This is a genomic window from Opitutaceae bacterium TAV5 (assembly GCA_000242935.3).
In the GTDB taxonomy this organism is placed as follows: Bacteria; Verrucomicrobiota; Verrucomicrobiia; order Opitutales; family Opitutaceae; genus Geminisphaera.
The window spans coordinates 71,504-97,859 of sequence record CP007053.1 but is presented as its reverse complement, the minus strand read 5'-3'; the positions used below and the strand labels follow the sequence as shown (position 1 = coordinate 97,859).

Sequence of the window (26,356 nt, the reverse complement as noted above, 5' to 3'; positions counted from 1 at the left end):
CTTCTCATGACCCCATCCTCATTACCGACACGACTCCGGCACCGTCTTCCTCGTGCGGTGCAACGCCTGACGCCATCCGGCAGATCTCCCCGAAGGATCGCGCGTACGGCTGCTTTCACGCTCATCGAACTGCTGGCTGTCATTGCCATCATCGGGATCCTTGCCGCTCTTGTCCTGGGGGGGCTTGGCAAGGTGCGGCAACTGGCCCGCTCGGCCAACTGCCAGTCCAATCTGCGCCAGATCGGTGTGGCCCTGCTCCTCTACGCGGAGGAAAATAACGGCAATCTGCCCGGGCAGAAAAACGCGGGCCATGTTGCCCTCGCGACGCGTTCGCCTGCCTGTATTTCGTTTGGCGGTGGCTGGAACACCCTGGCCCGGCATCTTGCTCCCTGCATGGCGGTGCCCCTCCCGGAGGACAACACTCCTGTCGTGGTGCGGTCGTTTATTTGTCCCGCTTTCGCTGTCGAATGCCCTGAACTCGTCAGCAACACCAACGCAGCCATTTACAAACTTACGGCCAACGATGTCGATGGCGCGGACAGCCGCCCGTTCGGAAACACCAGCAAGGCGATACCTTCCCTGAAACTTCAGCGAATCGCCAACCCCGCGCGTACCTACGTGATGCGCGATGCCGACGAGCGCAGGGATTCCGGCCTGAAACCCACTGCTCCGAATCCTGTGCATGGCGACAAACGCAACTACCTTTTCTTCGATGGTCACGTCAAAGCCCTCGGAACAGACGTCAAGGACGCCGATCTTTGACCGCCCCCTCCCGCAGGTTGCGTCCCTCCCGTCCACCTCTTGCCACCAGGCCGTCCACACATCAACCGCTCATCCTGTATTCATCATGAAACGACAAAAACATGCCCTGATCCCCGCCATCGTCGCGTCCGGCCTGCTTGCCATCCTTGCCACCGCCGGCCCGTTCGCCCGCGCCACCGACTACACCTGGACGACAACCGGAACCACCGGCCACGACTGGACGGGCGCCAATGCCAGATGGTCTCCCTCCGAAGGCGCTCCCGCCGCCGATACCGACAATGCCGTATTCTCCGGGCTGAGCTCTTCCACCGCGGTCAATCTCAACGGCGATTTCTCCATCAACAATCTGTCAGTCGCCGGCAGTGGCGGCACTACGCTGACGTTGCGCGCCGCCGGCGGAGCGCGCACATTCGCCCTCGCGGGGACACTCACAAAATCGGCCAACAGCAACACCGTGCTGTTTGCCGGTGACGGCGACTCGACGCTCGACCTGACGATCGCCTCTCTCTCGCTGACAACCGGAACATACCGGTTTGGAAGCACCACCGCGGCGACTGCCCTGAAAAGCCTTTCTGTCGGCGCGGTCACGATGGGCACCAGCAACGGCAGCGCGGCCATCGACCTGAATGTGAACAGCGACTACAGCCTCGGTCAGGTGAACTTCACCGGCGGCGGGACAAGCAGCCGGACGATCAATCTCGTCAACAGTACCGGGGCCGCCACCACCCGGACTGTGACGGTCAAGAGCATCTCCCAGAGCACGGGAGCCGTCGCTGTAATCGCCGCCTCGAAGACCGCCGCCTCTACGGGCGTCCACGCCGTGACCCTTGTTATCGACACCGACGCCGCCACCACCTTCACCGCCACGACAACATTAACCGACGGCGCTGGCGGCACACTCGCTCTCCTGAAGACCGGAACAGGCAGGCAGGAACTCTCCGGCTCGCTCACGCATACCGGCGGGACAACTGTCGAGGCGGGAACTCTGGTTGTCAGCGGCAGCCTCGCGCCGGAGGGCGATCTGGCCGTTTCAGCCGGAGCCACTTTTGTCGCGGGCAATGCGCTTTCGCTGGGAAACATGGACATGGAAAGCGGCGCGATTATCGGCTTCAACCTCGACGCTGTGTCATCCCTGAACATTACCGGTGACCTTCGCCTCTCCGGCGCGGGAGAAGCCACCTTCACCATCGACTTTGGAAACACAGGCGTATTCAACAACAACTACACCGGATTGCTCTCCATCGCCGGATCAAATGCTTTCCAGGATGCCACTGTCTCCTACATCAATTTTGGAGCAACCGGCCAAAGCGGAACGCTTTCGTTCACCGAACTCACCAGCGGTTTTACTATCGGCGCAGCCGTTCCCGAGCCTGCGGCCACGACCCTGTCCGGTGCGCTCGCCATTCTCGGGTTCGCGGCATTCCGGCGCAAACTCGCCGCCCTTCGGGCCTGACTCACACCATCATCAGGCATTCAAAAATGCACCGATTTATCGAACGCCACTTCCCCGCCATAGCCGGCGTGTTGGCCGTCATTGCTGCGACTTCCGCCGTTGTCGCTGCCGACACTGCAACCGGAGCGGCGCCTGGGCCAGGATCGGTCATCTCCATCATCGGCGACTCCACGGTTTGCAACTACAGCGACGCTTCACCCCGCCGCGGTTGGGGACAGATACTGCCGGAATTTCTCGCTCCCGGTGTGCGCATCCGGAACGAAGCCAAAGGCGGTGCCAGCACCAAAACGTTTCCTGCCGAACGCTGGCAGCGCGCCCTTGCTGCAAAACCCGCCTATGTCCTCATACAATTCGGGCACAACGATTCCCACCCGAAAGAAAAACCTGAAGCCACCGACGCCGCCACCGGCTTCCGGGAAAATCTCCGGCGCTACATCGACGAAGCCCGCGCCTCCGGAGCGATGCCTGTTCTCGTGACTCCTCCCCATCGCCGCATGTTTCGCTCCGGTCGTCTCACCACGGAGCTGGCTACGTATTCCGAAGCGATGCACGCTGTCGCCAGCGAAAGCGGCGCCCCTCTCGTCGATCTGTATGCGGACAGTGGAGACCTTTTTGAAAAGCTCGGCGAAGAAGGTTCCGCCGCCTTCACGGTGAACAACCTTGAGCATCCCGGGCGCACCGGACGCGGTGACCGCACTCACTTCACCGAAGCCGGCGCTCGCGAGCTCGCCCGTCTTGTCGCCCGCCGCCTGGCCGGCATCGCTCCGGAGCTTGTCTCCAAAACGGCGATCGCAGGTGACGGCGCCGGTTCTCCTCCCACTCCGGAGTCCGCCAGGACGCCGATTGCCGGTACCGGTCGTGTCCTGCACGTCTCGCGGCAAACCGGAGACACCGCTGTTGCCGGAGCCGCCTCCGGCTCGGTGGATGCGCCCTTTGCCAGCATCCAGGCCGCCCTCGATCTTGCCGGCCCCGGAGACACGGTTCGCGTGCATCCCGGCATTTATCACGAATACGTCACCTTTCGTCGATCGGGAACACCTGACAATCCTGTCACGCTCGAAGGAGAACCCGGCGCCATTCTCGATGGCAGTCGCTCCGGTCCCCAACCCTGGGAGCCTGCGCCCGACATCGCGCCCGGTGTTTACCGCCTCGCCGTCTCCGAACCCGTGTTCACCGTCACGCTCGACGAGAAAGTCATCGTCATGCTTCGCGAGAGCATGACCCGTCCCGGCAAGGCGCCAATGGGCGAAATCTGGGAATGGCCCCGTCTCCTTGCCAACGGAGTCGGCGAATCCGGCTGGAACGGTGGTGTCGGCGCGCTCGCCATCTATCTCCCGGAACACAGGCAACTCCTCCTCCGCGTGCGCGGCGACAAGGACCCCCACACGCTTGCACTCACCCTTTCTTCCCGCGACAAAAACGATGCGCTCGTAAAGATCGACAACACCGGCCACTGCATCGTGCGTGGTCTGGAATTCCGTCGTGCCGCCGCCGGCATTCGTGTGACAAACGCCGCCGCCGCCATTCTCGAAAACAACACCATCAGGGCGATCGATTTCGGGATTCTTCTGCACGCCAACGCCACCGCTGCCATCGTCCGTCGTAATCGTATCTCCTGGGATCCCTACGACGGGGCCAACCCGCACGCCCGCCCCGGCGCCACCGATCACTGGCGTGTTCACAAACGTGGCGGATGGCTGGACCGCTACGGCATTGAGATCCGGGAAAACACCGGCGGGCACGATATTCACGACAACTACATCCACGATCATTGGGACGGCATCAGCGCCCGCCCCTTTGGCGACAGGGACCGCGGCGTGCGCGTCCATCACAACCGCATCGACATCATGTGCGACGACGGCCTCGAAACCGCCGGAGCCCAGATCGACACCCAATGGCATGACAACATCGTCAGCCGCTGTTTTGTCGGCATCCGTATCAAGGCTCCAACGACAGGGCCGCTTTACATCAACCGGAACATTTTTTTCGAAAACCGGGAGGATGTGCGCAATTTCGGGGGCAATGTTCCGCTCAAGCCCGCCGCTGTTTACATTTACCACAACACCTTCGCTTCATCCGCCGCCGCCATCGTGTCCAACAAAGTCACCGGAATCGGTGTCCCGGAGTATCATTATTTCAACAACCTCTGGAATTCTGCCTACTGGTTCCTGAATGCACCCGCCGGCGGTTCGGTGGAACCCAACTGGAAGGCCGACTACAATGTGTATACCCGCAGCGGCACCGATCCCCGCTGGTCGCAAGGCGAAGCTCGGGCGCACCGGCTCGGCATCGACAAAAACAGCCTGTGGACCGAACTCGCTCCCGGTTTTGCGAACGCCCGCGAAGGTGATTTCAGCCTGCTCGAAAACAGTCCGGCTCGCGGGCGTGGAGCAGACCTGTCGAGTCATTTGCAGCGGCCGCTTCCCGGATGTTCGCCAGGCTATTTCAAGGGAACCGCTCCGGATGCGGGCGCCCTGTCCTGGGGCGAACCGATGCCGGTGCTTCCCCGCCCCTGATGGAGGAGGGACGGGCAGGCGGGACGTGGCGCGGGCGTCTCGCCCGCTCTGCGAGACCCCTGTTACAGGCGGCGCTCCGCGCCGTCTGCGGGCGAGACGCCCGCGCCACGTCCCATGCCCGCGTAACAGCAGTTACCCTGACGACGTCGCCGGGTTCTTTGCTATATGTAAAGCACGGGCGCCGTCGTCTCCTGTTATCGCCTGCGTTCCTTCCCTGTCCCATCGCCACATCATGAAACCCGCCGACATTTACGACACCGCTTGGGATACTGTCATTTTCGGAGCCGGTTGCTCCGGTTTTGCCGCCACGCTTGCACTTCATCGGGCGGGCCGGAAGGCGTTGCTTCTCGACCGGCATGCGTCGCCGGTTTCCGAATGCGCCTGGTCGTTCGCGACCGATACCGGCGAATCGGCCGACCCGCTCTGGCGGGAATGGCTTGCTCGTCTTGACGCACACGGCGCCGTGCGCGGCGGGCGGATCGACGGAGCCATCGCCGAAATCCTCGCCAGTGACCATCTGCGCACGCAAGCGATCCCCGTTCTTTACCATGCCGTGCCGGTTTCCGTCGCAACGGCCGTGGATGATTCAATCCGCTCCGTGACCATCGGCACGAAGTCCGGACTGCACCGGTTGTCGGCTCGCGAATGGATCGACGCCACCGATGCGGGCGAACTGGCGACGCTGTGTGTTCCCGGCTGGCAGGCACCGCAGCCCGATGAGCAGGTCATCACTATCACCTTCCGGCTGGGGACGTCCGGCTCGTCTCCGGCTTCGGATATCCCGGTACCGGCCGGGCTTCCCGCCGCCGCTCGCCTCCGTTGGCATCCCGGCCTCTGGCCCGGAGAACAGATCCTGCGGATCGATCTTCCCGGCGATTTCGCACAACCGCGACGCGCCTGGTTGCCTGCCCTGCGCGCTCTGCGTGCGGCGATTCCGGAAGCGGACCTGAAAGGCGCGGTGCTTACGCATGGCAGCGTGATTCCGTTCAGAAAATACAGGGCGGCTCCGGAGCTGGCCAGGCTGGCGGGAAACGTCGTGCATCTCGGTGGACGCGGTGCAACCGTGGCGGACAAGTTTGCCGCCGGCGCCACCACATGCGGGACGCCTGCGCCGGGCGGAGGTAGGGGCTTCGCTTGCGAAGCCCGCGAATGCAGGACGGACCAGCAAAGACGTGTGGCGGGCGTCGCAAGCGACGCCCCTACAGCCGCGGAAGCGGGCGATTGGCAGAAAAAGCCCGCGCCACGGGAAGCCTCCGTCGCCATCGCCGGGCTCGGCACCGGCGGGGCGGTCGCGGCGATGGCCGCGGCGCGTGCTACCCCGGGAACTCGTGTGCTGGCGCTCGAAGCCATGCCGTTTGCCGGCGGCATCGGCACGGGCGGCGGGTTTCATGTCTATTACTTCGGCACGCCCGGAGGTCTTCAGGAGGAAATCAATCGCCGGGTCCGCGACATCATGCCGCTCTTCGGCTCGGCCGGGCAGGTGGGCGGGTTTCATCCGGAGGCCAAAAAAATCGTTCTCGACGACATGCTGGCCGAGGCCGGCGTCGAAGTCGTTTACAATGCCATGCTCGTATCCGTGGAGACGAAAGAAGGCGGGGTGGGGTCCGCCCTGTTTTCCACACCGGCCGGACCGCTCCGCGTGCGGGCGAACGGCTGGGTGGATGCGACGGGCGACGGCGATCTCGCCGCGAAAGCCGGCGCGAGCTGCCGGCTCGGGCGCGCCGGGGACGGCGTGCTGCACGCCTACAGCCAGTCCTCCGGGCGCGCGACTGTCAAAGACGAGGTGGCGCGCATGCAAATCCCCAACCACGACGCGGGTTATTGCGATCCGACGGACGAGAACGATCTCACCCGGGCCCGGCTTGTCGGTCTGTCGCACTACGTTCGACCGCGCTACACCGCCGACGATCATCCGACGTATATCGCCCCGCTGCTCGGGCTGCGCCAGTCGCGCCATATCGTGACCGATTATGAACTCACGCTCGATGACCTGATCAATCGTCGCAGTTTTAAGGATACGATCGGGTACACCGGAGGGCATTATGACAATCATGCCCGCGATTATGAATTCGAGAGCGACGAAGCCGCGTTCTGGGTCTGGGTTTGCCAGCAGTGGTACGGCCGCCTTGCGTGTGAAATCCCTTACCGGATGCTCATCCCCCGCGGTCTGAAAAACGTGATGCTGGCCTGTCGCGCCGCCGGCGTGAGCGAGGAAGCGCACCATTCGTTCCGGATGCAGCGCGACATCCAGCGCATCGGCGAAGCGGCCGGGGCCGGCTGCGCGCTGGCCGTGCACGACGGGGTGGCGTGTCGCGATCTGCCGTTTGAAAAATTGCGCCCGCACCTGCTGGCGTCGGGTGCGGTGAAGCTGGCGCCGCCATCCGGCCTCGCGGCGTCTTTTGGTAGCAATGTCGCGACGCCCGATTTCTTCGACCGGGAGCGCACCCTGCCCGACCCGCTCTCCCGCTGGCTCGAGGAGGTGAAATCCGGTCCGGCGACGGCCGCCCTCTGGCATCTGTATCGGGCAGGTAATGACAATCTCGCTCCGGTGCGTTCCGATGCCGCCCGTGAAGTGCGGACTCTGATTGGAGGCCTGCTGTCTTCACCCGATGCAACGGCCTCGTGGCGCGCCGCCGCGATCCTGGCGATGTGGGGCGACGGGCGGGCCGAGCCGCGCCTGTGGCGGGCGATCCGGGAGCGCGAGGACGACAAGGCCCGCGACATCACCCGGCCGCAGCAGGAGTGGTTTTACGTGCCGCGCGGGTATGCCGCGGTCACGCTCCTGAAGCGCTGCATCACGCCGGCGAGTCTGCCCTTGCTGGAAGAACTGGCGGCGGATGCCTCGCTGGTGCTCAACCTGCGCAATGCCGTGGCGCTCGCCTGCGAGGCGCTGGCGAAACGCGTCTCGCTGGCCGCAGGGGAACGCGATCGTGTCGCCGGCATTCTCGACCGGTTGCTGGCCACGCCCGCTCCGCATGCCGTGCGTGATCCCGGCCACTCGACCGTGGCGTTGCCGGAACCGGCGCGGCAGGCGGCGTCGGTGGTGCGCGAGGATTATTCCTGGCAGTTGCACTACGCCGTCGCCTGCGCACGCCGTGCGTCGGGGTTGCCAGTGCACGAGGATGCACGCGTGTTGGCGGAAAACGATCCGCGGGCGATCGTGCGCCGGACGCTGGCCCGGGTGACGGAGACCGTCCGCCTGTCGGCGAAGGTGTAGCGAAGGAGCCGCGGTTTCCTCACACGCCCTGGAGCGCGGCGGCCAGCTCGAGATCGGTGGCGAGGAGGGCGGTTTCGGCATCTTCCGGGTTGGCGTCGGCTTCACCGGAGGGCAGCCAGCCGGGCAGGTGCGAGGCGGCGGGTGTGCAGGCGAGCTCCATGGCGGTGACCACGGCGCGACGGAAGTTTTTCTTGCGGGAATCGTCCCAGGTGATGCGTACGCGAAAAAATTCCGCCCAGTGGAATTTCTGGAAAAACACGTGGTTCTGCACCTCGTAAACGCCGGCTTTGCCGACCGCCCACGCCAGGCTGCGCCAGGGATCGTCCTGCAGATCGAGGAGGGAAACCGGCAACCTTGCAGGAGAGAGGCGGGTGCGGCTGCCGGGGACTTGCAGGTAAACGTAGTTGTTCTCGCGCATCCGGCGCCAGAAAACGGCGGAGTCGAGGCCGGACCAGTTGGCGAGGATGTGTCCGAAGGCGGTCTTGTCACCGACATCGGCTTCGACCAGCGCGCGCAGCGTGTGGTGTCCGTCCACCATCCAGGGAACGCCGCCCGGACCGATGACGACGGGGACACTTTTTTTCCGGAGCCAGGCGACGCGCTTCCGGCGGCTCTTGCTTTCGATGTTCTTGCGTTTGGCCGCGACTTCGCGAAATCCGACGACGCTCTGGGTGGGACGGAGCAGGCGCGCATCGATCGTCACCGTTACGCCGGCGGGCAGGCCGGGGTGAAACGGAAGCGGGATTTCGCCGTCGTCGAGCAGCGAGGCAAGCGTGTGCCATCCGTCCAGCAAGCGGGCGGGACTGGTGGCGAGAGCGGAGATGAGCCGGGAACGCGATGAGTTCATGCAGGTTCGCGTCCAGTGAACGCGATTTTTCCGGCCTGTGAAGTGCCACAGGGTTACAAACATGTAAAATTACTCCGGGAATCCGGGTTTTGTCACAGGATTGTAACATTCGGGGCATTGCGCTTCGCCTTCCCGCAGGATTGGCTGTGTAACCGGTTCCCGGATACCCGACCGGTTTCCGCCAATCCGACTCCTGTTTCCCGATATGAAAAAACGCCAGAAAACCAAATCCGCCGCGGACAAGACTTCCGACAAGAAGACCGAAGGACTGATCCTGCGCGTGATCGACGCCCGCCAGCAAATTGCCTCCGCCCGGACCCGGGCCGAGGGGGCCAAAGACGCCTTCAGGAAGGCGCGCAAGGCGCTCAAGGAAACGCGGCAGGCGAAGGAACGTTCCGCAAGGGAACTCAAGGGAGCGAAAAAGACTTTCCGGGGTCTGCTGAAAAAACTTCCCGGCTCGCTTCGCAAAAAACTCACAACAACGGGCGCTGCTCCTGAAAAAGCAGGCAAGGCGAAATCCGATACGACGAAATCGAAGGGTTGACGCCCTCCTCTGTTTCCCGGCGGCAGATCCGTGCCGTATCCGGCCAGCTTGTTGCCTGCTCATCTGTCGGGGCAGTTTCTCCCCTCCTCCAAAGGCATGGCATCGCCGGATTCGGGCGGGCGCCGGAAGTTGACCCGTGAACGTCGCAGTTGCCGAATACCGGGCCGGTGCTCAAGGTAGTGGCAACCCGATGACTACCACCCGGCCGGCTCTCCTCGATCTCGACTTGCAGCGACTCGTCTCCCGTTTGCATGACCTGCTGGAGGCGCAGGCGAATGCTCCCTCCGAAAGCCAGCTTCATGCTCTCTGCGACCTGCTGTATGCGGCGAGCCTGCTGAAGGAGGAGGGGAGGGCGGTGCGCGCTCGCGTGATCGTGGCGCCCCCCGGAGTTTTCCCCGAAACCGGAGGGCCGCCCGAGAGCGCCCACGCGATCCGGTTCACCGTGCCGCACGACCTGACTCCCAACGAAATCAAGCGGCTGAGTCCGGCGGCGAGTTTTTTCCATTCGGCAGTGGCCGTCTGGCCCGACGGCGACCGCGGTTTCCGGATCTGGGGGCTGCTCAACACGGGGCCGCGCTGGCTGAACCTCGCCGCCGGCGGCCGCAAGCCGGTCGGCAACGATCTGCCGCATCCGCTTATCCATGTCCGCGACCCGGGCTGGCTGCTGTTTTACCAGGGCTACGATCTGGTCGCCGAGTGGCGGGGGCGCGAACTTTACGGACCGCGCATGGATGTTTTCCGGTCGCGCCTGCTCAACGAACGCTTTGCCGACCTCCGCCGGCAGATGCTGGGCGAACTGGCGACCGATTGTCTGCCGCCGACGCTGGCGATCGGCGACTACGTGGAACTGGTGCACAGGATCACGCTCCAGTTCGTCAAGCGGATCATCAACCTCGTCCGGACCAGCGGGCATGGCGGCACGGTGGTGGTCATGCCGGCGGGGAAAGAGGGGCTCGACGCGGTGGCGCGGTGGATCGACTGCAAGTATTCGGCCACGCCCGACGAAGCGGGTTTTCGTTGCCGCAACCTCCTGCGCGCGATCGTCCGGCGGGTGGGCCTGCTCAGCCCCGAGGGAGCGACGGCCGAGGAGGCGTGGCAGGTTTTCCGTAACAGCAACGATCCGGAGCTGGACCGGCTGGAGGAGGCGTTTTTCGAACTGGCGCGCCTGTTCTCCGACCTGATGCAGGTGGACGGGGCGCTGGTGCTGGACCAGGCGCTTTGCCTCATCGGTTTCGGCGGCGAGATCCGCGTGGATCGCAACGTTCTCGACGTGGGCCAGGCGCTCGATCTCGACGGCGATCTCGTCAGCCGCTGGAGCGTGCGCGGCGACGGCACGCGGCACCGGTCCGTCTATCGCCTCTGCTCGGTCGAGCCGGCGGTGATCGGTTTTGTCATCTCGCAGGACAGCCAGGTGAGGATGATCGCCAACGTGAACGACTCGGTGATCTTCTGGCCGCACACGATGATCTGACGCGCTTGCCGCCTTTTGCCGGCCTCCTGTCCGCCATTCCTCAAAACAGCCGCTCCGCCGTCGCTTCTGCCGCCGCCACCACCCGGTGTTCCGGCAACTGCGTGCGGAACCACGTGCGCTGCTTTTTCACGAGCGCCCGCGTGTTCCTGACAATCTCCGCCGCCAGTTCCGTCCGCGCCGCCTGCCCGGCGCTTCCTTCCGCCGCCGTGCCCCCGCGGTCGAGCATCGCCAGCGTTTCCCGGTAGCCGATCGCACGCGCCGCGCTCGGGTTTTGCCGAAAACCCGCCGCGTCCAGCCGTGCCACTTCGTCCACCAGGCCCGCCTGCAACATCTGCTCCACCCGCAACGCGATCCGCGCATCGAGCTCCGCCGGTTCGCGCTCCAGCCGCACGCACACCGGCGACCAGTCGGCAAAAGGCCCCGGCAACCGGGCAAACTCCGCCGCCAGCTCCGCCAGCGTCCGGCCCGACGCCAGACACCGCTCCAGCGCCCGCGTCACGCGCCGCGGATTCGCCGCATCCAGCACCGGCGTTTGCGTTTCGCCCGCGCCTTTGCCGCCGCCCGCCTCGCCGGCGCTCGCGCCGCCGCTGCGCATTTCGAGCCCGGGATCGAGCGCGCGCAACCGCGCCACCAGCGCCGGCAGGCCTTCCTCCGCAAGCTGCCGCGCCACCTCGTCGCGGATCGCAGCCGGCACCGCCACGTTGTCCGCCACCGGCGCGAAAAATGCCTTCAGGTAAAAACCGCTCCCGCCGGTCACCAGCACCCGCCGCCCGCGCGCCGCGACAGCCTCCACCGCCGCGCGCGCCAGCGCCACGTAGCGCGTGATGTCCATCGCCTCGCGGGGTTCGCAAATATCGACCAGATGATGCCGCACCCGCGCCCGTTCTTCCGGCGAGGGCTTCGCCGTGCCGATGTCCATCCCCCGGTAAAACAGCAGGGAGTCGCACGATACGATTTCCGCTCCGTTCGCCTCCGCCCAGCGCAACGCCAGCTCCGTCTTCCCGACGGCCGTCGGGCCCGTCAGGATGTAAAGCGGCGGTTTCCCCGTTTGTCCCGGTTGCCGTTCTGGTTGCGCCCCGTTCATGCGACCCCGGTTTTTGCGCCCCGCCGCCCGGGATTCAACTCCCCTTTCGACATTCAAAATTCGCCAAGGGATTTTTCTTCCGCCAACGTATCACTGCGCATGAAAACACCCGACCATCCGGACCCGCTCGGCCGGCTGCTCGCCACTTGGCAGCCGCCGCCTCCCGTCCGCGATCCCGGTTTCGAGGACGCTGTCCGGGCCCGCCTCCGCACCCGGGCGCGCGGCGCCGATACCGCTCCCGTTCCTTTCGTCGCGGGCGACGGGCGCGAACGCTTGCTTCGCTTTCCCGCCCTCCTGCCGCTCGCCACCGCCGCCTCCGTCGCGCTCGCCGCCCTGCTCGGCGCCACCGCCGCCCTCACCGTCAGCCACAACCGCGCGACCGAACGCATGGCTTCGGCCTACGTCGCCAGCATCAATCCTCTCGAACGCGTCCATGCCGGCCACTCTGCCGCCCCCGCCGGCCACGTTCATCCCGCCCCGTGAAGCGCTTCCTCCGCATCGTCTTTTCCGCGCTCGCGGCCGGTCTGCTCGCCTTTGGCCTCACCGCGTGGCTGGCCCGTCCGTCCGCCTCCGCGCCTGCCGGCGAGCTTGCCTGGCTGCGCGCCGAATTCTCGCTCACTCCCGAACAGGCGGCCGCCGTCGAAAAACTCCACGCTGCCTACGAACCCGTCTGCGAAGACCACTGCGCCCGGGTCCAGCAAGCCCGCGCTGACCTCGATGCCGCCGCCACGCCCGAGGCCCGCGCCGCCGCCACCGCCGAACTCGCCCGTCTCGAACAACTCTGCAAGGACACCACCCGCGCCCACCTTCGCGAAGTCGCCGCCTGCATGGACCCCGCGCAGGCCCGCCGCTTCCTCGCCCTCACCGAACCCCGTCTCGATGCCACCGCGCATGCCGGCCCCGTCGGCCTCAGGTAACACCCGATGACCCGATGACGGCCGACACTCCCCAGCCCTCGCGGCCGCCCGCCGAACCCGTCGCATCCTCCGGCGGCATTGTTTCTGCCGATCCCGCCGGTCCTGCCGGCACCGCCTCCACCGACGCCGACGACAACGCCGCCATGCGCGCCCTGCGCGACGGCGACGACCAGGCGCTGGACACCCTCATGCGCCGCTGGCAGATCCCGCTCCGCGCCTTTCTCGGCCGCCACCTCCGCAACGAACACGACGCCCTCGATCTCGCCCAGGAAACCTTCGTGCGCATCTACAAAAACCGCGCCCGCTGGCGCGACGGTGCGCGTTTTTCCACCTGGATGTTCCAGATCGCGCTCAACCTCTCCCGCGACCGCGCCCGCTGGTGGAGTCGCCGCAATCACCCTCCGCTCGACGAAGCCCGCGACACCGCCAGCGACGCCCCGCTCCCCTCCGCCAGCGCCGAGGCCGGAGAACGCGCCGCCTCCGTGCGCGCCGCCGTCGCCGCCCTGCCCGAAGACCTGCGCGCCGCCATCATCTTTTTCGAATACGAAGACCGCTCCCACGCCGAGATCGCCGGCATCCTGCGCGTCACCCCGAAGGCCGTGGAAACCCGCCTTTACCGCGCCCGCCAGCTTTTGAAAAAACGGCTCGCCCGCTGGCTGTAACGCTTCCGCCTTGCTACCAGGCAACAGGTTGTAAAAACGAGCGGCGGCGCAACCTCGGCGGGGAACCGGCAGCCCCGGTGCGGTTTTCCGGAGGCGCGGGTGGTCGCGGGGCTCATTGTGTGCGATAATAGGGCTCCCGTCGGCCCGAGAGGCCGCGGACTTCGCCATTGCATACCCGAACCCGAATCGAGGACCGCCGCCATGGATTCCACCCGCATCATCGTCGCGTTTCTGTTTTATTCCACCTTGGCCGGTCTTCTGGGCGCGCTGGCCATGGTGGTCGTGATGCGCCTGATGGCCCGGGCCGGAGCCCGGGGCGAGATGGTGGTGGCCCTGGGAAGTCTCTTCACCCGCACGCGGGATCATGCCCGGCTGGTGGGAGGCCTGCTGCACATGATTTCGGCCGTGGCCTTCGGGCAGCTTTACACGGTGCTCATGGTCGGGCTGCAACTCACCGGCTGGCCGACGGGTCTTTTGGCCGGTCTCGGTTTCGGGCTGTTTCACGGTATCGTCGTCAGCCTCGCCCTCGTCTGGGTCGTCGCCGACCAGCACCCGCTGGCGGAGTTCCGGACGGCATCGGCGAGCGTCTTCCTCACCCACCTTGCGGGCCATGTGGCCTACGGCGCGGTCGTCGGCCTGGTGATCGCGCTGGCGCCCGTCTAGCGCACAAGCAGGCAGGTGGGGAGACCGCTCAAGGGCGCTGGGGGATGCCGCGGGCGTTCCGGCGGGCGGGGCGCGGAGAACATTTAACACTTAACGCTCAACATTTAGTATTTAATGGAAAACCGGATACCGGATCGTTGAACATTGTATGTTAAATTTGGATTCAGAAGTTGAAACCGCTAAAGGACGCTAAAAGTCGCTAAAGGAGAACAGGTTGATGAAGGAGTCAGGAGGCCGGGACATTCACCTGCCGGGTGAAGGCATCGTCGGATTCTCCTGCCTGACAATGTCTTTGTTTAGCGTCCGTTAGCGTCCTTTAGCGGTTCCCTCTGCTGCGGTTTTCAGGTTAAATGTTCTGCCGGTGCGGTTCCCGGTTACAGGGAGTGTCTCCACCCTTATCAGCTCTCCGCCCGGAGGGTGGCATCGCTTATAAATCGCCGGTCGGCTGCCTGTGCGCAGCGCCGGCCGGCCAATGGCATTGACAGCGGAGGGTGCGGACGACTTTGACCAGAGGCGTCCTGCCACCTATCCGCACCCGAAAGACATGACTCAGTACGGCCATGCCAGTCCAGGCGTCATGCATCCCCCATTACGCGACCGTGCCTTGTCCCGGCCAGGCGAGACCGCCTTGCCCCGGGAAAATGCGGACGGCTCCGGCCTCCGGCAGCGGCTTCTGCCGGTGACGGTGACAGGAGGCGCCGCCAGGCCCGCGCCCTCCGACAGGCCCGGGATGGACGGAAGGGCCGGCCTGTTCTGGCGGCTGCAACTGGTCGGCTGGGGCACGGCCGGGATGTGTGTGTTTTTCCTGCTGGCAGAAACGCTCGGTCCGCGAAACGCCGCCTTTGTCGCGCTGGTTCGCAGCTTCTTCGGAATCACGGTGACCTGCGGCCTCCATCTGGTCTATCTGCGGGTGCCGTGGCGCCGGATGCGGCCTTGGGCGCTGCTTCCGGGAGTGGCCGTGCTGTGCGTCGGCCTCGGCGCCGCCGAATCGGGCCTCTGCAGGCATCTCCTTTTTCTGCAATTGAGGGAGACGATCGCTCCCGATCTTTTGCCGATGCTCGAGCGCATCGGGGCGCTGGCGCGCTCCGGCAGCTACTTCGGCTGGAGTCTGCTCTACTTCATTATCCGGATCTGGAACGACTCCGTCGAGGCGAGGCTGCACGCCGTGCGGTCCGAAGCCGCCGCCTCCGCCGCCGAGCTCCGCCAGTTGCAGGCGCAGGTCAACCCCCACTTCCTGTTCAACGCGCTCAACTCGATCATGGCGGAAAAGGATGACAGCCACGCCGTGGAAAAAATCACCGGAGAGCTGGCCGGCTACCTTCGTTATGCCCTGCGGGTCCAGGACGGCTTCGCCCCGCTCGGCGCCGAGCTCGACCAGATGGAGCGTTACCTCCGGATCGAGAAATCCCGCTTCGAGGAGCGGTTTGCCTGGCAGATCGAGGCCGACGCCTCCGCGCGGGCCGTGCGGGTGCCGGCGGCGCTCGTGCAGCCGTTGCTGGAGAATGCCTGCAAATATGGCCGCAGGACCAGCCCCCGCCTTCTGGATGTCCGCATCACGGCCGGCCTTTCCGAAGGCAACCTGCGGATCACGGTGGCCAACACCGGCCACTGGCTGGATTTCGATCCTGCGCGCTCTCACGGCATCGGTCTCGCCAATCTCCGCCGGCGGCTCGAATTGCTTTCGCGAGGGCGCGCCCGGCTCCTGCAATCCGCGGAGGACGGCCGGGTCTTCGTGACCGTGATCTGGCCTCCGGATGGCGAAATCCTCGCCCGGAAGGAGGCCGCATGACCCTGCGCGCCGTGGTCGTGGACGACGAACGGCTCGCCCGCAAGCGGCTCCGCGAGCTGCTTTCGCACCATGCCGGGATCGCGGTCGTGGACGAGGCGGCCGATGCCGAAGGCGCCATCGCTGCGGTGAAAACCTGGCGGCCCGACGTGCTTTTCCTGGACATGGAGCTTTCGCCGGGAAACGGGCTGGAGCTGCTGCCGCTCCTGCCGAGCCGGCCGGCGGTGGTCTTTGTTACGGCCTGGGAGTCGTTCGCCGTCCAGGCGTTTGAGGTCTGCGCGTTCGACTACCTGCTCAAGCCCGTTCATCCGGAACGCCTCGCGCAGACCGTGCAGCGTTTGCAGCAAGGCGCGACGCCCGGCGGCCCCGCGGCGGCGCCCGCCCCGCTGACGATGCAGGACCGGATTCCGCTCAAGGACGCCCGGACCGTCACCGTGGTCGAAGTCGGCCGGATCACCGCCATCCGGGCGGTCGGCGCCTATTCGCGTGTGTTGCTGCGCGATCATCCGCCGGTGACCGTGCTCCGCGGCATCTCGGAATGGGAGAGGATGCTGCCCGCCGGCCTTTTCCTGCGCGTGGACCGGTCGCTGATCCTGCAAGTGCCGCTCGTCCGGGCCATCAGGACGGTGTCCCGCGATGAAAGTCTCCTCACGGTCGAGGGATTGCCGGCGCCGCTGACGATCGGCCGGGCTGCCTCGCGGCGGCTGCGACGCGGCGTGCCCTCCCCGGGCGGCGGCGCGGGTTTTCCTTGGGGCAGCGGCCGGTCCTGAGCCGCGTTCAACGTGGCATCAAGATGAGTTCAGAAACGTAGTGCGGGGCTCAGCCGGCCGGGGGAAGCAGGAAGCGGCACCCGGATCACCCGGCCTTTGCCGCCGCCTTGTTCACCGCTCTCGTCCCGGAAACCTTCATCTTCCTGGCGGTCCGGGACAGCGGAAGCACATCTGTGATGGAGTATAAAAGTTGTTCCCATTCCGTGTAGTCCACGACCGCGCGCGCCAGCTTTTCCAACGCCTCCCGCTGCTGGGCATTGAGCGGTAGGCGCGCCCAGGGTTCAGGTTCGGCCGCGGCGAGGGGCATGTTCTTCGCCTCCACGCGCACCAGGCGCGACAGGTTGCCTGCGGTCAGATCGCGCAGCCATGCTTCTGTCAGTGCCGCAGCCTCCTTCGCATCGAGAGCGGCGCAGATGGCCTGCATCGCTCCGCTGTCGGGCGTGCTGCGTCCGGTCGCGTAGTTCGACAGCGTGGCATACTGGATGCCGGTCTTCCTGGAGAGCTCTGGCCGCGTGATGCCACCACCATCGAAAGTCTTTTGTAACTGCGTTGTAAACAGACTCATTAATGCTGTTTTTTATATTTATAAAATTTTGCAAGATTTTTCGTTGACTGGTAAAAATTTTGAATTCTAAATTATTGCAATGTCCCTGATCCCTGAAGACCGAAGGATGCTGGAAAAACTGATAGGGGTCTGTCGTGCCACGCAGGTGGCGCCCGACCGCGAGCAGGCGGCGAGTGCTGCTCGCGTCGAGCGGTTACTTGCCACCCTGTGCAAAAAAATTGCTCCCCCCGAAAAACGCATGGCGGAGGCCCGAATCTCTTCCTCCTGCAAAACCGTCTGACCGAATACCTCCCGCCTCCTCTCTCCCCCCTTCGTCAACCCCCTCTCCTCCAAACAAACGACCAACCCGTAACACCCATAATACCCATGCGCACATCCCGTCCCGACACTGCCGCGAGCGCTCGTCCGCTGCGTTCCTTTCATCAACTATCCGGTCTGCCGTTCCTGCTCACCGCATCTCTTCTCTGTGCACAGACCACGGTCGAGTGGAGCGGCGCGGATGCCGCCAACAATTACTGGAGCACGCCCGGCAACTGGCAGGGCGGCCTTCTCCCCTCCGACGCCGACGACGTGCTGATTACGTCCGCGGGCAGCCTGACCGTGGGGCTGAATGGCACGCAGGCTTACGCCGGCTCCCTGGAGGTCGACACCACTGCGGGCTCTGTCACCATTTCCGGAGCCGGGACGCTCAACCTGGCTTCCGGCAACCTGAAAAAAACATCCACGGCGAACGGGCTCACCATCAGCAGCAACATCGTGCTGGGCGCCAGCGGCGCATGGAGCAATGCCAGCGGTTCCGGCAGCAGCGGATTCACGGTAAGCGGCGTGATCTCCGACAACGGTAATGGTTACGGCATCACTTGGGAGAGAGGCGTCATCTCTCTGAGCGGAGCGAATACCTTTTCCGGCGGATTCCTCTTCAAGTCGGGCACAATCTACATCCGGAACAATCAGGCGCTGGGCACCGACGCTTTCACCCTGGAAAGCTCGAGCGGCGTCATCCGGTTCACCGCTTCCGATATCGCCAATGCGATCGTGCTCAACGGCACCGGTCGAAACGATTTCTATCTCGACAGCGCGACGGGTTTCAATCGCGAGGTCATCCTTGGCAACAGCATCACCGGTTCCGGCGCCACCTCCGGCGGCCAACTCCAGTTTTTCGGATCGTCGGGCGTCTGGCGTTTCAAGGAAACGATCAGTCTGACCAACGCGACCTACACCGCGCTCACCCTCAAAGGACAGCAATCTGCCGGGGTCAGCACCTACATCTTTTCCAAAAACGTCACGCTGTCCGGCACCGGCACAGGCATCTCCGGCATCACCCTTGGCGAAACCAGCACCGATCCGACAAAATCCGGCAGCGCCAGCCTGCTCATCGACCAGGCCATCCGTTTCGACGGCATGGGCCACATCACCGATGCCAGCGGCGCGGGCGTGAACACCCTCGGAGGTATCCACGAATCCGGTACGGCCGTCATCGCCCCCGGTTCCGGCATCACGCTGCAAAACCAGATGGAAAACGCCGTCAACCTCGTCTCCCTGAACGCAGGCGCCGTCACCGAATTCGCCACGCAAATCAAACAGTCCGGCGCCAGCCCCGTCGCGGTTCGCGTCAACGACAGCTACCGCCAGATCGACACTGCGCAGACCACCGGGAGCACCGAGGTTTTTGAAACGATAAACCCCGAGGGCATCGTCGATTTCACGAATGCCGGCGGCAACACCTGGCAGGGCGGCACAACCGTCCTTGCCGGCGGGCTTCGCGTGAACAACAGCAGCAATTCCGGCACCGGTTCGGGCGGGGTCACGGTCAAGTCGGGCGCCTTCCTCGGCGGCGCCGGCATCATCGCCCCGGAAGGCACGAACGGCATTGTCATCGAGTCCGGCGGCATCCTCGCTCCCGGCAACGACACCATCGGGACGCTGCGGATCAACGGGGCCGGCACCACGGGCGCGCTTCTCACCCTCGAAAGCGGCGCGACGCTTGTCTTCAAACTCGGAGCATCCGGAGCCAGCGACGGTATCAGCCTTCTGGCCTATTCCACCGGCGACCTTTCCCTCTCCGGCAACGTCGTCAACTTCACCGACGCCGGCGGCCTGAGCGCCGGACAGACCTACACGCTGTTCAGCTTCTGGTCCGACGTGGCCGGCACATCGATTACCGCCAGCGGCATCACCGACGGCCTCGTCATCGGCACCGGACTGGAAGCCTTCACCGGAAGCTACATCCAGTATGGAATCCACTCCATCGAACTCGTCGTGGGCGCGGCGATCCCCGAACCCTCCGCCTGGATACTGAGCGCGGTCGCCGGTCTGGCTGTCGCCGCCGCCCGGCGGGCGCGTCATTCCCTGCGTATCCAAAATTAAGTGACAACGTGCGTTGTCCCTCGTGTTCCGGTCCGTGTTCCTGTCCGGGTCAATTCAGTCCGGAATCCTCCTCCAAAACCTTTCCAAACACAACCCTGCCATGCCGCCCCTTTCAACTGCTCGCAACGCGGTCCTCGCTTGGCCGAGGCCATCCCGCGGATTCACCCTGATCGAGCTTCTCGTGGTCATTGCGATCATCGGCATCCTTGCCGGGCTTTCCGTGGTCGGCGTCAGCGCGGCCCGGTCCAGGGCCGCCGCCGCGCAATGCGCCTCGCAGGTGCGCACGCTCGCGATGGCGCATTACGCGTGGCGACTCGACAACAAAGGCGCCGGTCCGCCCACCACATTCGACAAGACTCACCCCTGGTCGGAAGGCCATACGGACTGGGGTTTGCGCTTGTTGCGCCGCTATTACCTGAGCGGGCCCGCCTACATCTGGGTTCGGGTCGGCGAACACGAATTTCGCGTCGAGAAAACCGAAATCTGCCCCGGTGCCCGGATCACCGGCCAGACCGCAAATGCCGAAAGAGGCGGCCCCGACTACAACATGGGCGTGAAAGCCAAAAGCTCCTCGGACCCGACTTCCATCGACCTCGATTCATTCTTTCAGGTTCATTCCAAAACGCCGGTCATCTGGGACGGCTGGTTTCCGCGCGGACAGGCGCAGATGGACGTGCCGCTCCGCCATAGCGGAGCCATCAACATGGGCTTTATGGACGGACACGTCGAACGCGTAAAAGGCACTGACGGGCGCCTCTACAAACAGTACATGTGGAGCCTCTACAACACCGGCTATCCCGACCCGAAGGCGCTGGGCAAGGGCGAGCCCATGGGAAGCACCTCCACCACGACGCCAGACTGATCTCCTCCCTTTCACCATGCATCCTTCGTTCAGTATCCTGAAAATTGTTACGCTCTGCCTCGTCTGCGCGGCCTCATCCCCCGCCGCGCTTCCAGCCGGCGACGCCGCCGGAACGCTCGACATCGGTCCGCTTGCGCTCCAGCCGGCCGCCGCCGTTTACATCGTCAAGCAGGGCGCCGCCATCAATGCCCGGGTCACCGCCCACCGCGGCAGCCGCGCCGAAGGCGAACGCCTCCTTGTCCGGGCGTTCGGCCCCGACGAGCGCATCAGCTTCTGGCAATACTGCGAACCCGGCCGCAAGCCCGTCTCCTTTGGTCCCGGTGATGGCGAAGTCTGGGGAATCCCGCTGCCCCAACCCGCAAAACCCCGTCCCGGGGAAATGATCTTCGACGCCGATATCCCGCTCGTTGCCGACGGCGTTCACCAGATCCGCCTCGTCGGCGGGGCGCGCAACAGCACCGCCCGCGTCAGCCTCCCTCCCGGCACCGCTTGGGGCATCTCCTGCCAGAATGGCACCTGGTCCCCTTGGGAAGGGCAGCCGGAAAAAATGTTCGTTTACATCCCGCCCCGCGCCGAGGAGCTACAAATCGGCGGCGGCCCGCTCCGCATCCTTGACGAAACCGGAAAACAGATCGCCGAAAGCACCATCGACAACCTCCGCACCCTCACCACAATCCCGGTCACGCGCACGGACGTTGTCTGGCAGGTCGAGTTTCCCTCTCCCGACAACTGGCGTATCCGCGCATCCGCCGGTTTCCCCTTCATCCTGTGCTCCAGCCCCGACGCGGCCCGCGCCATCAAGGCATCGGTCGAAATCCTCCCCGACGGGACGGTTGTTGCCTGGAAATTCCAGCGCCGCATCGCCGAACTCCTGCCCGCGCTCCTTTCTCCCGAAAACGTGGGCAAAGCCGATGACCTCATCGTCCCTCTCGCCTCCCGCGAGGCCGAGTGGTTGAAGAATCCGGAGCGCAACGTCCATCTCCTCGACAACTACGGGCTCTTTTCCACCGTCGCGTGGAGCCTTCGTCACCAGAATGTCGATCCCGCCAGCCACTGGGCGGGCGCCATCAACGGCTGGCAGGAACGCATCGGCCGGCCCGCCCCCGAAAATCGTTGGGATCGCCTTCGCTCCCTCCCCGGCCTCTGGGCCGGCATCACCCCGCGCAACGGCTCCATGGCGGAGAACCTCGCCGAGGCCGCGCTCCTCGACGCTCCCTTCAACCCCTGGTCCGGACGCAAGGAACTTCTCTACCGCGCCACCGCCGCCGCGCTCTCCGATCTTCTCGCCCTGACCGAATCCGAAGTCTGGCCCGGCGTCGAAGCCGATCTCGATCCCTATCCCGGTTTCATGGCTTTCCCCGTCGCCCAGAAAACCTTTCCCGTTTACGGACTCGCCGCTCCCCGGATGCCGCCCGAGGTTCGGGATGTATGGACGGAAGGATTACGGCACATCGTCGATCGCATGTTTGCCGAACAGTTGGTCACGACCCGCAACCAGTCCTCCCATTTCCCTCTCGCCTGGCAGATTTTCGCCAACGGCTCCGGCGATCCGCGTTATGCCGAAATCGCCCGCGCCGAAGCCCGGCGCTTCATCGAAGGCCAGAGCCCCGCCGGCTACCACATGGAGGCGACCGGCCCGGATGGCAGCTACATCGGCATGACGCACTGGCACCTGGCCATGTATTACCGCCAGAGCGGAGGCGACCCCGCCATGCTCGAATCCCTCCGCCGGTCGTACCGGTTTTTCAACCACACCGTGGCTCCCGAGCCCGACGGCACCATGCTCGGCGGCTTCAACTTCAACCACCGTGTGGGCGACGGATTTTTTAACGAACAATGGGGCGGCGCCCGCGGCATCCTCGACGACGTGCTTCCCGAGTCCGCCATCTGGACCACGACCGCCGCGTGGAAACGTCGCGCCGCCAGCCGGGTGGAGGCGCTCCCCCGCACGCTTCAGCGAGACCTCGAGCCCAACTACCTCGCGCTCGGCAACCTCGAAACACCGCGTTATCTTTACTGGACGGACAAACCGGACCTCGGCGTTACCTGGCCCGCGTGCGAAAGCCGGTCCTTCATTCGCAATTTTGCCGACGAGCTCATTGCGGTAAAACGCCCCGGCTATTATGCCACCGTTTACGTGGGGCGTCCCGCCACTGACAAACACTACATCCGCAACCGCGAACGATTCCGTCGTCCTCTTCCCGATGACGCCGAAAATCGGGGAGGAGAACCTCAACCCCGCCAGATCACGCCCTTCCTGGGCGGTGGCCTGTCCTCTTTCAGCACTCCGGCCTACGGCCACGCCGTGCTCGCCACCAACTGGACGCCGCTCGCGCATCACGGACTTGTCGCCACCAAAGCCGACGGCACCCGCTGGTGGGAAGACTATTTCGGCACCGCCTTCACTCTCGATGAACGAGCTTCCTCCCTTTCCGTCACCGGCAAGGTCGAAGGTCTCCCGCTCAGCTACGAGCGCCGATATCTTTTTCGCGACAATCAGGTCGAGATCATGCTCACGCTGAAAGCCGGGGCCGATCTTTCGCTTGAAACGCTTGTGGAAAACATCCCCGTCCCTCTCGGAGCGGCCAAGCCCAACGGAGCCACCCTCCGTCTCCTGTCCGCTGCTTCGGCAGACGCCGCCGGCGCTTCTGTCGCCCAGGGCTTCGTTGTAACCGACAACACCGGCGGCGGCGTCGAGTTCGTGCTGGATCAACCTCGCCGCGTCGTGCTCCGGCCCGATGGCCTTCAACGTCGCGGGCTTCAAATCGGTCGCGCCGAAATTTCCCTGCCCGTTGTGTTCAGAAAAGGCGAATCGGTCACCCTCTCCTGTACCATCAGAAGCCTCCGGGAATCCTCCCGTTGATTCGCCAGCGCCCCGGTGAGATCGATCCCGTCCTTGGTCCGGTCTCCTGGCGGCCTGCAAAAACCGGGCCGTATCCGGACGGGGATGACGGATGGACGGCAGATCCGCCAACCAGCATATTTCATACGAAGGAGCGCCTGCTTCGTAGCTGCGAACGTAATACCAAAGCCCCAAAGCCTTCAGATTTTTACACCAAGGCCGCAAAGAACGCAAAGGATTGCCAGTTACCTTCTTCGCGTCTTTTGCGGCCTTGGTGTAAAATCAAAAATATTCGGGACGCTGGTATAAGTTCGCAGGGCCCGGAGCCGATGGCCTGCGAACTTACGTTCGCAGCTACAGGTATCGCCGTCCGGATTCCGCGTGAAGCATCCGGGCTATCGGCGGAGCCAGCCGTTGGCGGCGGCTTCATCGATGAGCGCCCGGGCGTAGTCCCAGAGCGGGGCGGCGCCGGCGGCGGCGTGCTGGTTGCGGGCGAGGACGCGGTCATGCGTGACGCCGTGCTCGCGCCATTTGCGTCCCTGCGTGAGGCAGTTGAGGAGCACGGGTTGCACGCGGTCGAGCGCGGCGGCGAATTTCGCCTCGGGCGTCTCGCGCGCCTCGAACTCGTCCCAGAGTGCGCGGAACCCGGCGGCCTGGTCGGCGGGCAGCAGGCCGAAAAGGCGGTCGGCGGCGCGGGCCTCGCGTTCGGGCTGCGTGGCCATGCCGGCGGTGTCGTAGGCGTAGGTGTCGCCGGCGTCGATTTCCACAATGTCGTGGATGAGCAGCATCCTGATGACGCGGAGCAGGTCGACGGGCGTGTTGCTGTGCTCGGCGAGCACCATCGCCATGAGGCAGATGTGCCAGGAGTGCTCGGCGTCGTTCTCGCGGCGTCCGCTCCGGCTGAGGAGCGACTGGCGGAAGATTTCCTTGAGCCGGTCGGCCTCGATGATGAAGGCGAATTGTTGCGCGATGCGGTCCGCGGCGGAGGGCGCGGTTCCGGTGGCGGCGGGTGCGGCGGGAGGCGGTTTTATTTCTTCGCCCATGTGTCCTTGAGCGTGATCGTGCGGTTGAAGACCGGCGGCTTGCCGGAGCCGGGGACATTGTCCTTCGGATCGAGCGCGAAGTAGCCGAGTCGCTCGAACTGGAAACGATCTTCGGGCGTGGCATCGGCGAGGGCGGGTTCGAGCTTCGCGCTGACGGTTTCGACCGAGTGCGGGTTGAGATGGTCCAGATAATTGTCGTCGGCGCCGGGTTCGGGGACGGTGAAGAGGCGGTCGTAGAGGCGCACTTCGGCGTCGATGGCCCGGGCGGCGCTGACCCAGTGGATCGTGCCCTTGACCTTGCGGCCGGCGTCGGGCTGGCCGGCGCGTGTAGCGAGATCGGCAGTACAGCGGAGCCCGGCGAGGGTGCCGTCGGGATTTTTGACGATTTCGTCGAGCCTGATGATGCAGGCGTATTTCAGGCGCACCTCGCCGCCGGGTTTGAGGCGGAAATATTTCGGCGGCGGGACCTCGGCGAAGTCGTCGCTTTCGATGAACACCTCGCGGGTGAGCGCGACCTTGCGGGTGCCGAAGGCGGGATCGCCGGGGTGGTTGGTGGCGTCGCACTCGATGACTTCGTCTTCGGCGAGGTTGGTGAGGATGATTTTTATCGGGCGGAGGACGGCGAGGCGGCGGCGGGCGATGCGGTTGAGTTCGTCGCGCACGGCGTTTTCGTAGACGGCGAGTTCGGTGAGGCCGTCGAATTTCGTGATGCCGATATGGTAGGCGAAATTGCGCAGGGCGGCGGCGGGGATGCCACGCCGGCGGATGCCGCTGATCGTGGGCATGCGGGGATCGTCCCAGCCGTTGACGATGTTTTCCTTCACGAGGCGCAGGAGGCGGCGCTTGCTGAAAAGGGTGTAGGCGAGGTTGAGCTTGGCGAATTCGTACTGGTGGGGGAGGGGACGGGGGAGTTCGAGCGCCTCGAGAATCCAGTCGTAGAGCGGGCGATGGACGACGAATTCCAGCGTGCAGATGGAGTGCGTGATGCCTTCGATGTAGTCGCTGAGGCAGTGGGCGAAATCGTAGAGCGGATAGATGCACCAGCCATCGCCGGCGTGATGGTGCGAGGCGTGGCGGATGCGGTAGAGCAGGGGGTCGCGCAGCCAGACGTTGGGCGAGGCCATGTCGATGCGGGCGCGCAGGGTGCGGGCGCCGTCGGGGAATTCGCCGGCGCGCATGCGGCGGAAGAGATCGAGGCTCTCCTCGACGGAGCGGTTGCGCCAGGGGCTGTCCTTGCCGGGCTGGTCGGGGGCGCCGCGGTACGCGTCGGTTTCCTCGGGCGTGAGGTCGCAGACATAGGCCTTGCCCTTGAGGATGAGCTGCTCGGCGCAGGCATAGAGGGCGTCGAAATAATCGCTGGCGAAGAAGGGCCCGGTGGCGGCCGGGCTGTCGTTGCCGGTGACAGCGGCGGGGGCGGCGTAGTAGTCGGTCTTGCCGTCGACGGTGCGCGCGGCGGGGCGGCTGCCCTTGACGGTGAGGCCGAGGCAGTGGTCGGCCCAGCCATCGATCAGCCAGCGGATGTCGGCGGTGATGGATTCGACGTACTCGACCTCTTCCTTGGCCGGATTGGTGTCGTCCATGCGGAGGTTGCACCGGCCGTTGTTTTCGAGGGCGATGCCGAAATTGAGGCAAATGGACTTGGCGTGGCCGAGGTGGAGGTAGCCGTTGGGCTCGGGGGGGAAACGGGTGACGATTTGCGGGTAACGCTTCGCGGCCACGTCCGCGGCGACGACGTCGCGGATGAAATCGGTGGGGGCCGCCGGGGCCGCGGAGGGAGCGGCGCCGGTGGCGGATGCGGGATGGGCGCTGGAGGCGGAAGCGTCTGCGTTCATAAAACGGACAGCATGCGCGGGCCGGAGGCGGGGTGGCAAGCAGCGAGGAGCAGGGGAGGGCGCTCGCGCCCGCCGGCCGGGGGGGGCGATTTGTGCCACGTAACCCTGCATGCGGGCTGGCGTCTCGGGATTTGTGCATGCAAGCTCTCCATC

At 65.1% G+C, this 26,356-nt stretch carries 20 protein-coding genes; 15 read left to right on the top strand and 5 right to left on the bottom strand.

Features of this window, described 5'->3' with window-relative positions; translation table 11 throughout:
- The first annotated feature begins 57 nt into the window (after window positions 1-57).
- The 3 genes from OPIT5_00925 to OPIT5_00905 all read left to right on the top strand — a co-directional run bounded on the left by OPIT5_00925 (window position 58) and on the right by OPIT5_00905 (window position 7,948).
- A complete protein-coding gene (locus tag OPIT5_00925; protein ID AHF89045.1) occupies window positions 58-762 on the top strand; it encodes an N-terminal cleavage protein in 705 nt (234 codons plus the stop codon).
- 85 nt (window positions 763-847) lie between these two features.
- A complete protein-coding gene (locus OPIT5_00920) occupies window positions 848-2,215 on the top strand; it encodes an autotransporter (GenBank protein AHF89044.1) in 1,368 nt (455 codons plus the stop codon).
- A gap of 2,748 nt (window positions 2,216-4,963) precedes the next feature.
- Window positions 4,964-7,948, top strand: a complete 2,985-nt coding sequence (locus OPIT5_00905; GenBank protein AHF89043.1) for a hypothetical protein — start codon at window positions 4,964-4,966, stop codon at window positions 7,946-7,948.
- A 19-nt stretch (window positions 7,949-7,967) separates the two neighbouring features.
- Here the strand turns inward: OPIT5_00905 and OPIT5_00900 are convergent, their stop codons facing one another.
- Window positions 7,968-8,858, bottom strand: a complete 891-nt coding sequence (locus OPIT5_00900) for a chromosome partitioning protein ParB (protein ID AHF89042.1) — start codon at window positions 8,856-8,858, stop codon at window positions 7,968-7,970.
- A gap of 142 nt (window positions 8,859-9,000) precedes the next feature.
- Between OPIT5_00900 and OPIT5_00895 the strand changes: the two genes are divergently transcribed.
- Together OPIT5_00895 and OPIT5_00890 are read left to right on the top strand one after the other, a co-directional pair.
- The gene (locus OPIT5_00895; protein ID AHF89041.1) at window positions 9,001-9,339 is read left to right on the top strand and encodes a hypothetical protein; all 339 of its coding nucleotides are present in this window, start codon (window positions 9,001-9,003) and stop codon (window positions 9,337-9,339) included.
- A gap of 190 nt (window positions 9,340-9,529) precedes the next feature.
- The gene (locus tag OPIT5_00890) at window positions 9,530-10,810 is read left to right on the top strand and encodes a hypothetical protein (GenBank protein ID AHF89040.1); all 1,281 of its coding nucleotides are present in this window, start codon (window positions 9,530-9,532) and stop codon (window positions 10,808-10,810) included.
- Between the two features lie 40 nt (window positions 10,811-10,850).
- On the opposite strand, the gene OPIT5_00885 is transcribed toward OPIT5_00890, so the two are convergent.
- The gene (locus OPIT5_00885) at window positions 10,851-11,894 is read right to left on the bottom strand and encodes a tRNA delta(2)-isopentenylpyrophosphate transferase (GenBank protein ID AHF89039.1); all 1,044 of its coding nucleotides are present in this window, start codon (window positions 11,892-11,894) and stop codon (window positions 10,851-10,853) included.
- 99 nt (window positions 11,895-11,993) lie between these two features.
- On the opposite strand from OPIT5_00885, the gene OPIT5_00880 reads away from it, so the two are divergent.
- The 6 genes from OPIT5_00880 to OPIT5_00855 all read left to right on the top strand — a co-directional run bounded on the left by OPIT5_00880 (window position 11,994) and on the right by OPIT5_00855 (window position 16,692).
- Complete coding sequence (locus OPIT5_00880; protein ID AHF89038.1) at window positions 11,994-12,377, top strand: hypothetical protein; 384 nt, start codon at window positions 11,994-11,996, stop codon at window positions 12,375-12,377.
- Window positions 12,374-12,811 (top strand): hypothetical protein, encoded by a 438-nt coding sequence (locus tag OPIT5_00875; protein AHF89037.1) that lies wholly within the window; start codon window positions 12,374-12,376, stop codon window positions 12,809-12,811. The genes OPIT5_00880 and OPIT5_00875 overlap by 4 nt, the downstream gene beginning before the upstream one ends.
- Window positions 12,812-12,825: 14 nt before the next feature.
- Window positions 12,826-13,473, top strand: a complete 648-nt coding sequence (locus OPIT5_00870) for an RNA polymerase subunit sigma-24 (protein AHF89036.1) — start codon at window positions 12,826-12,828, stop codon at window positions 13,471-13,473.
- Window positions 13,474-13,674: 201 nt separating this feature from the next.
- Window positions 13,675-14,136 carry a hypothetical protein gene (locus OPIT5_00865; GenBank protein ID AHF93936.1) on the top strand — a complete coding sequence of 154 codons (462 nt, stop codon included), beginning with the start codon at window positions 13,675-13,677 and terminating at the stop codon, window positions 14,134-14,136.
- A gap of 1,165 nt (window positions 14,137-15,301) precedes the next feature.
- Window positions 15,302-15,925: a histidine kinase gene (locus tag OPIT5_00860; GenBank protein AHF89035.1), complete on the top strand. Its 624-nt coding sequence runs from the start codon at window positions 15,302-15,304 to the stop codon at window positions 15,923-15,925.
- Complete coding sequence (locus OPIT5_00855; GenBank protein ID AHF89034.1) at window positions 15,922-16,692, top strand: histidine kinase; 771 nt, start codon at window positions 15,922-15,924, stop codon at window positions 16,690-16,692. The genes OPIT5_00860 and OPIT5_00855 overlap by 4 nt, the downstream gene beginning before the upstream one ends.
- Before the next feature lie 85 nt (window positions 16,693-16,777).
- Here the strand turns inward: OPIT5_00855 and OPIT5_00850 are convergent, their stop codons facing one another.
- The gene (locus OPIT5_00850; GenBank protein ID AHF89033.1) at window positions 16,778-17,257 is read right to left on the bottom strand and encodes a DNA-binding protein; all 480 of its coding nucleotides are present in this window, start codon (window positions 17,255-17,257) and stop codon (window positions 16,778-16,780) included.
- 79 nt (window positions 17,258-17,336) lie between these two features.
- Between OPIT5_00850 and OPIT5_00845 the strand changes: the two genes are divergently transcribed.
- From OPIT5_00845 to OPIT5_00830, 4 genes are all read left to right on the top strand, one after another.
- Window positions 17,337-17,537, top strand: coding sequence for a hypothetical protein (locus tag OPIT5_00845; GenBank protein AHF89032.1), 201 nt, complete (start codon window positions 17,337-17,339; stop codon window positions 17,535-17,537).
- A gap of 86 nt (window positions 17,538-17,623) precedes the next feature.
- Window positions 17,624-19,624, top strand: coding sequence for an autotransporter (locus OPIT5_00840; GenBank protein ID AHF89031.1), 2,001 nt, complete (start codon window positions 17,624-17,626; stop codon window positions 19,622-19,624).
- 13 nt (window positions 19,625-19,637) lie between these two features.
- Window positions 19,638-20,486, top strand: coding sequence for a type II secretion protein (locus OPIT5_00835; GenBank protein AHF89030.1), 849 nt, complete (start codon window positions 19,638-19,640; stop codon window positions 20,484-20,486).
- Between the two features lie 16 nt (window positions 20,487-20,502).
- Entirely contained in the window at window positions 20,503-23,349 is a 2,847-nt protein-coding gene (locus OPIT5_00830; GenBank protein ID AHF89029.1) for a hypothetical protein, read from the top strand.
- 374 nt (window positions 23,350-23,723) lie between these two features.
- On the opposite strand, the gene OPIT5_00825 is transcribed toward OPIT5_00830, so the two are convergent.
- Entirely contained in the window at window positions 23,724-24,371 is a 648-nt protein-coding gene (locus OPIT5_00825) for a phosphohydrolase (protein AHF89028.1), read from the bottom strand.
- Window positions 24,356-26,203: a glutaminyl-tRNA synthetase gene (locus OPIT5_00820; GenBank protein AHF89027.1), complete on the bottom strand. Its 1,848-nt coding sequence runs from the start codon at window positions 26,201-26,203 to the stop codon at window positions 24,356-24,358. Before OPIT5_00820 ends, OPIT5_00825 begins: the two co-directional genes overlap by 16 nt.
- Window positions 26,204-26,356: the final 153 nt, after the last annotated feature.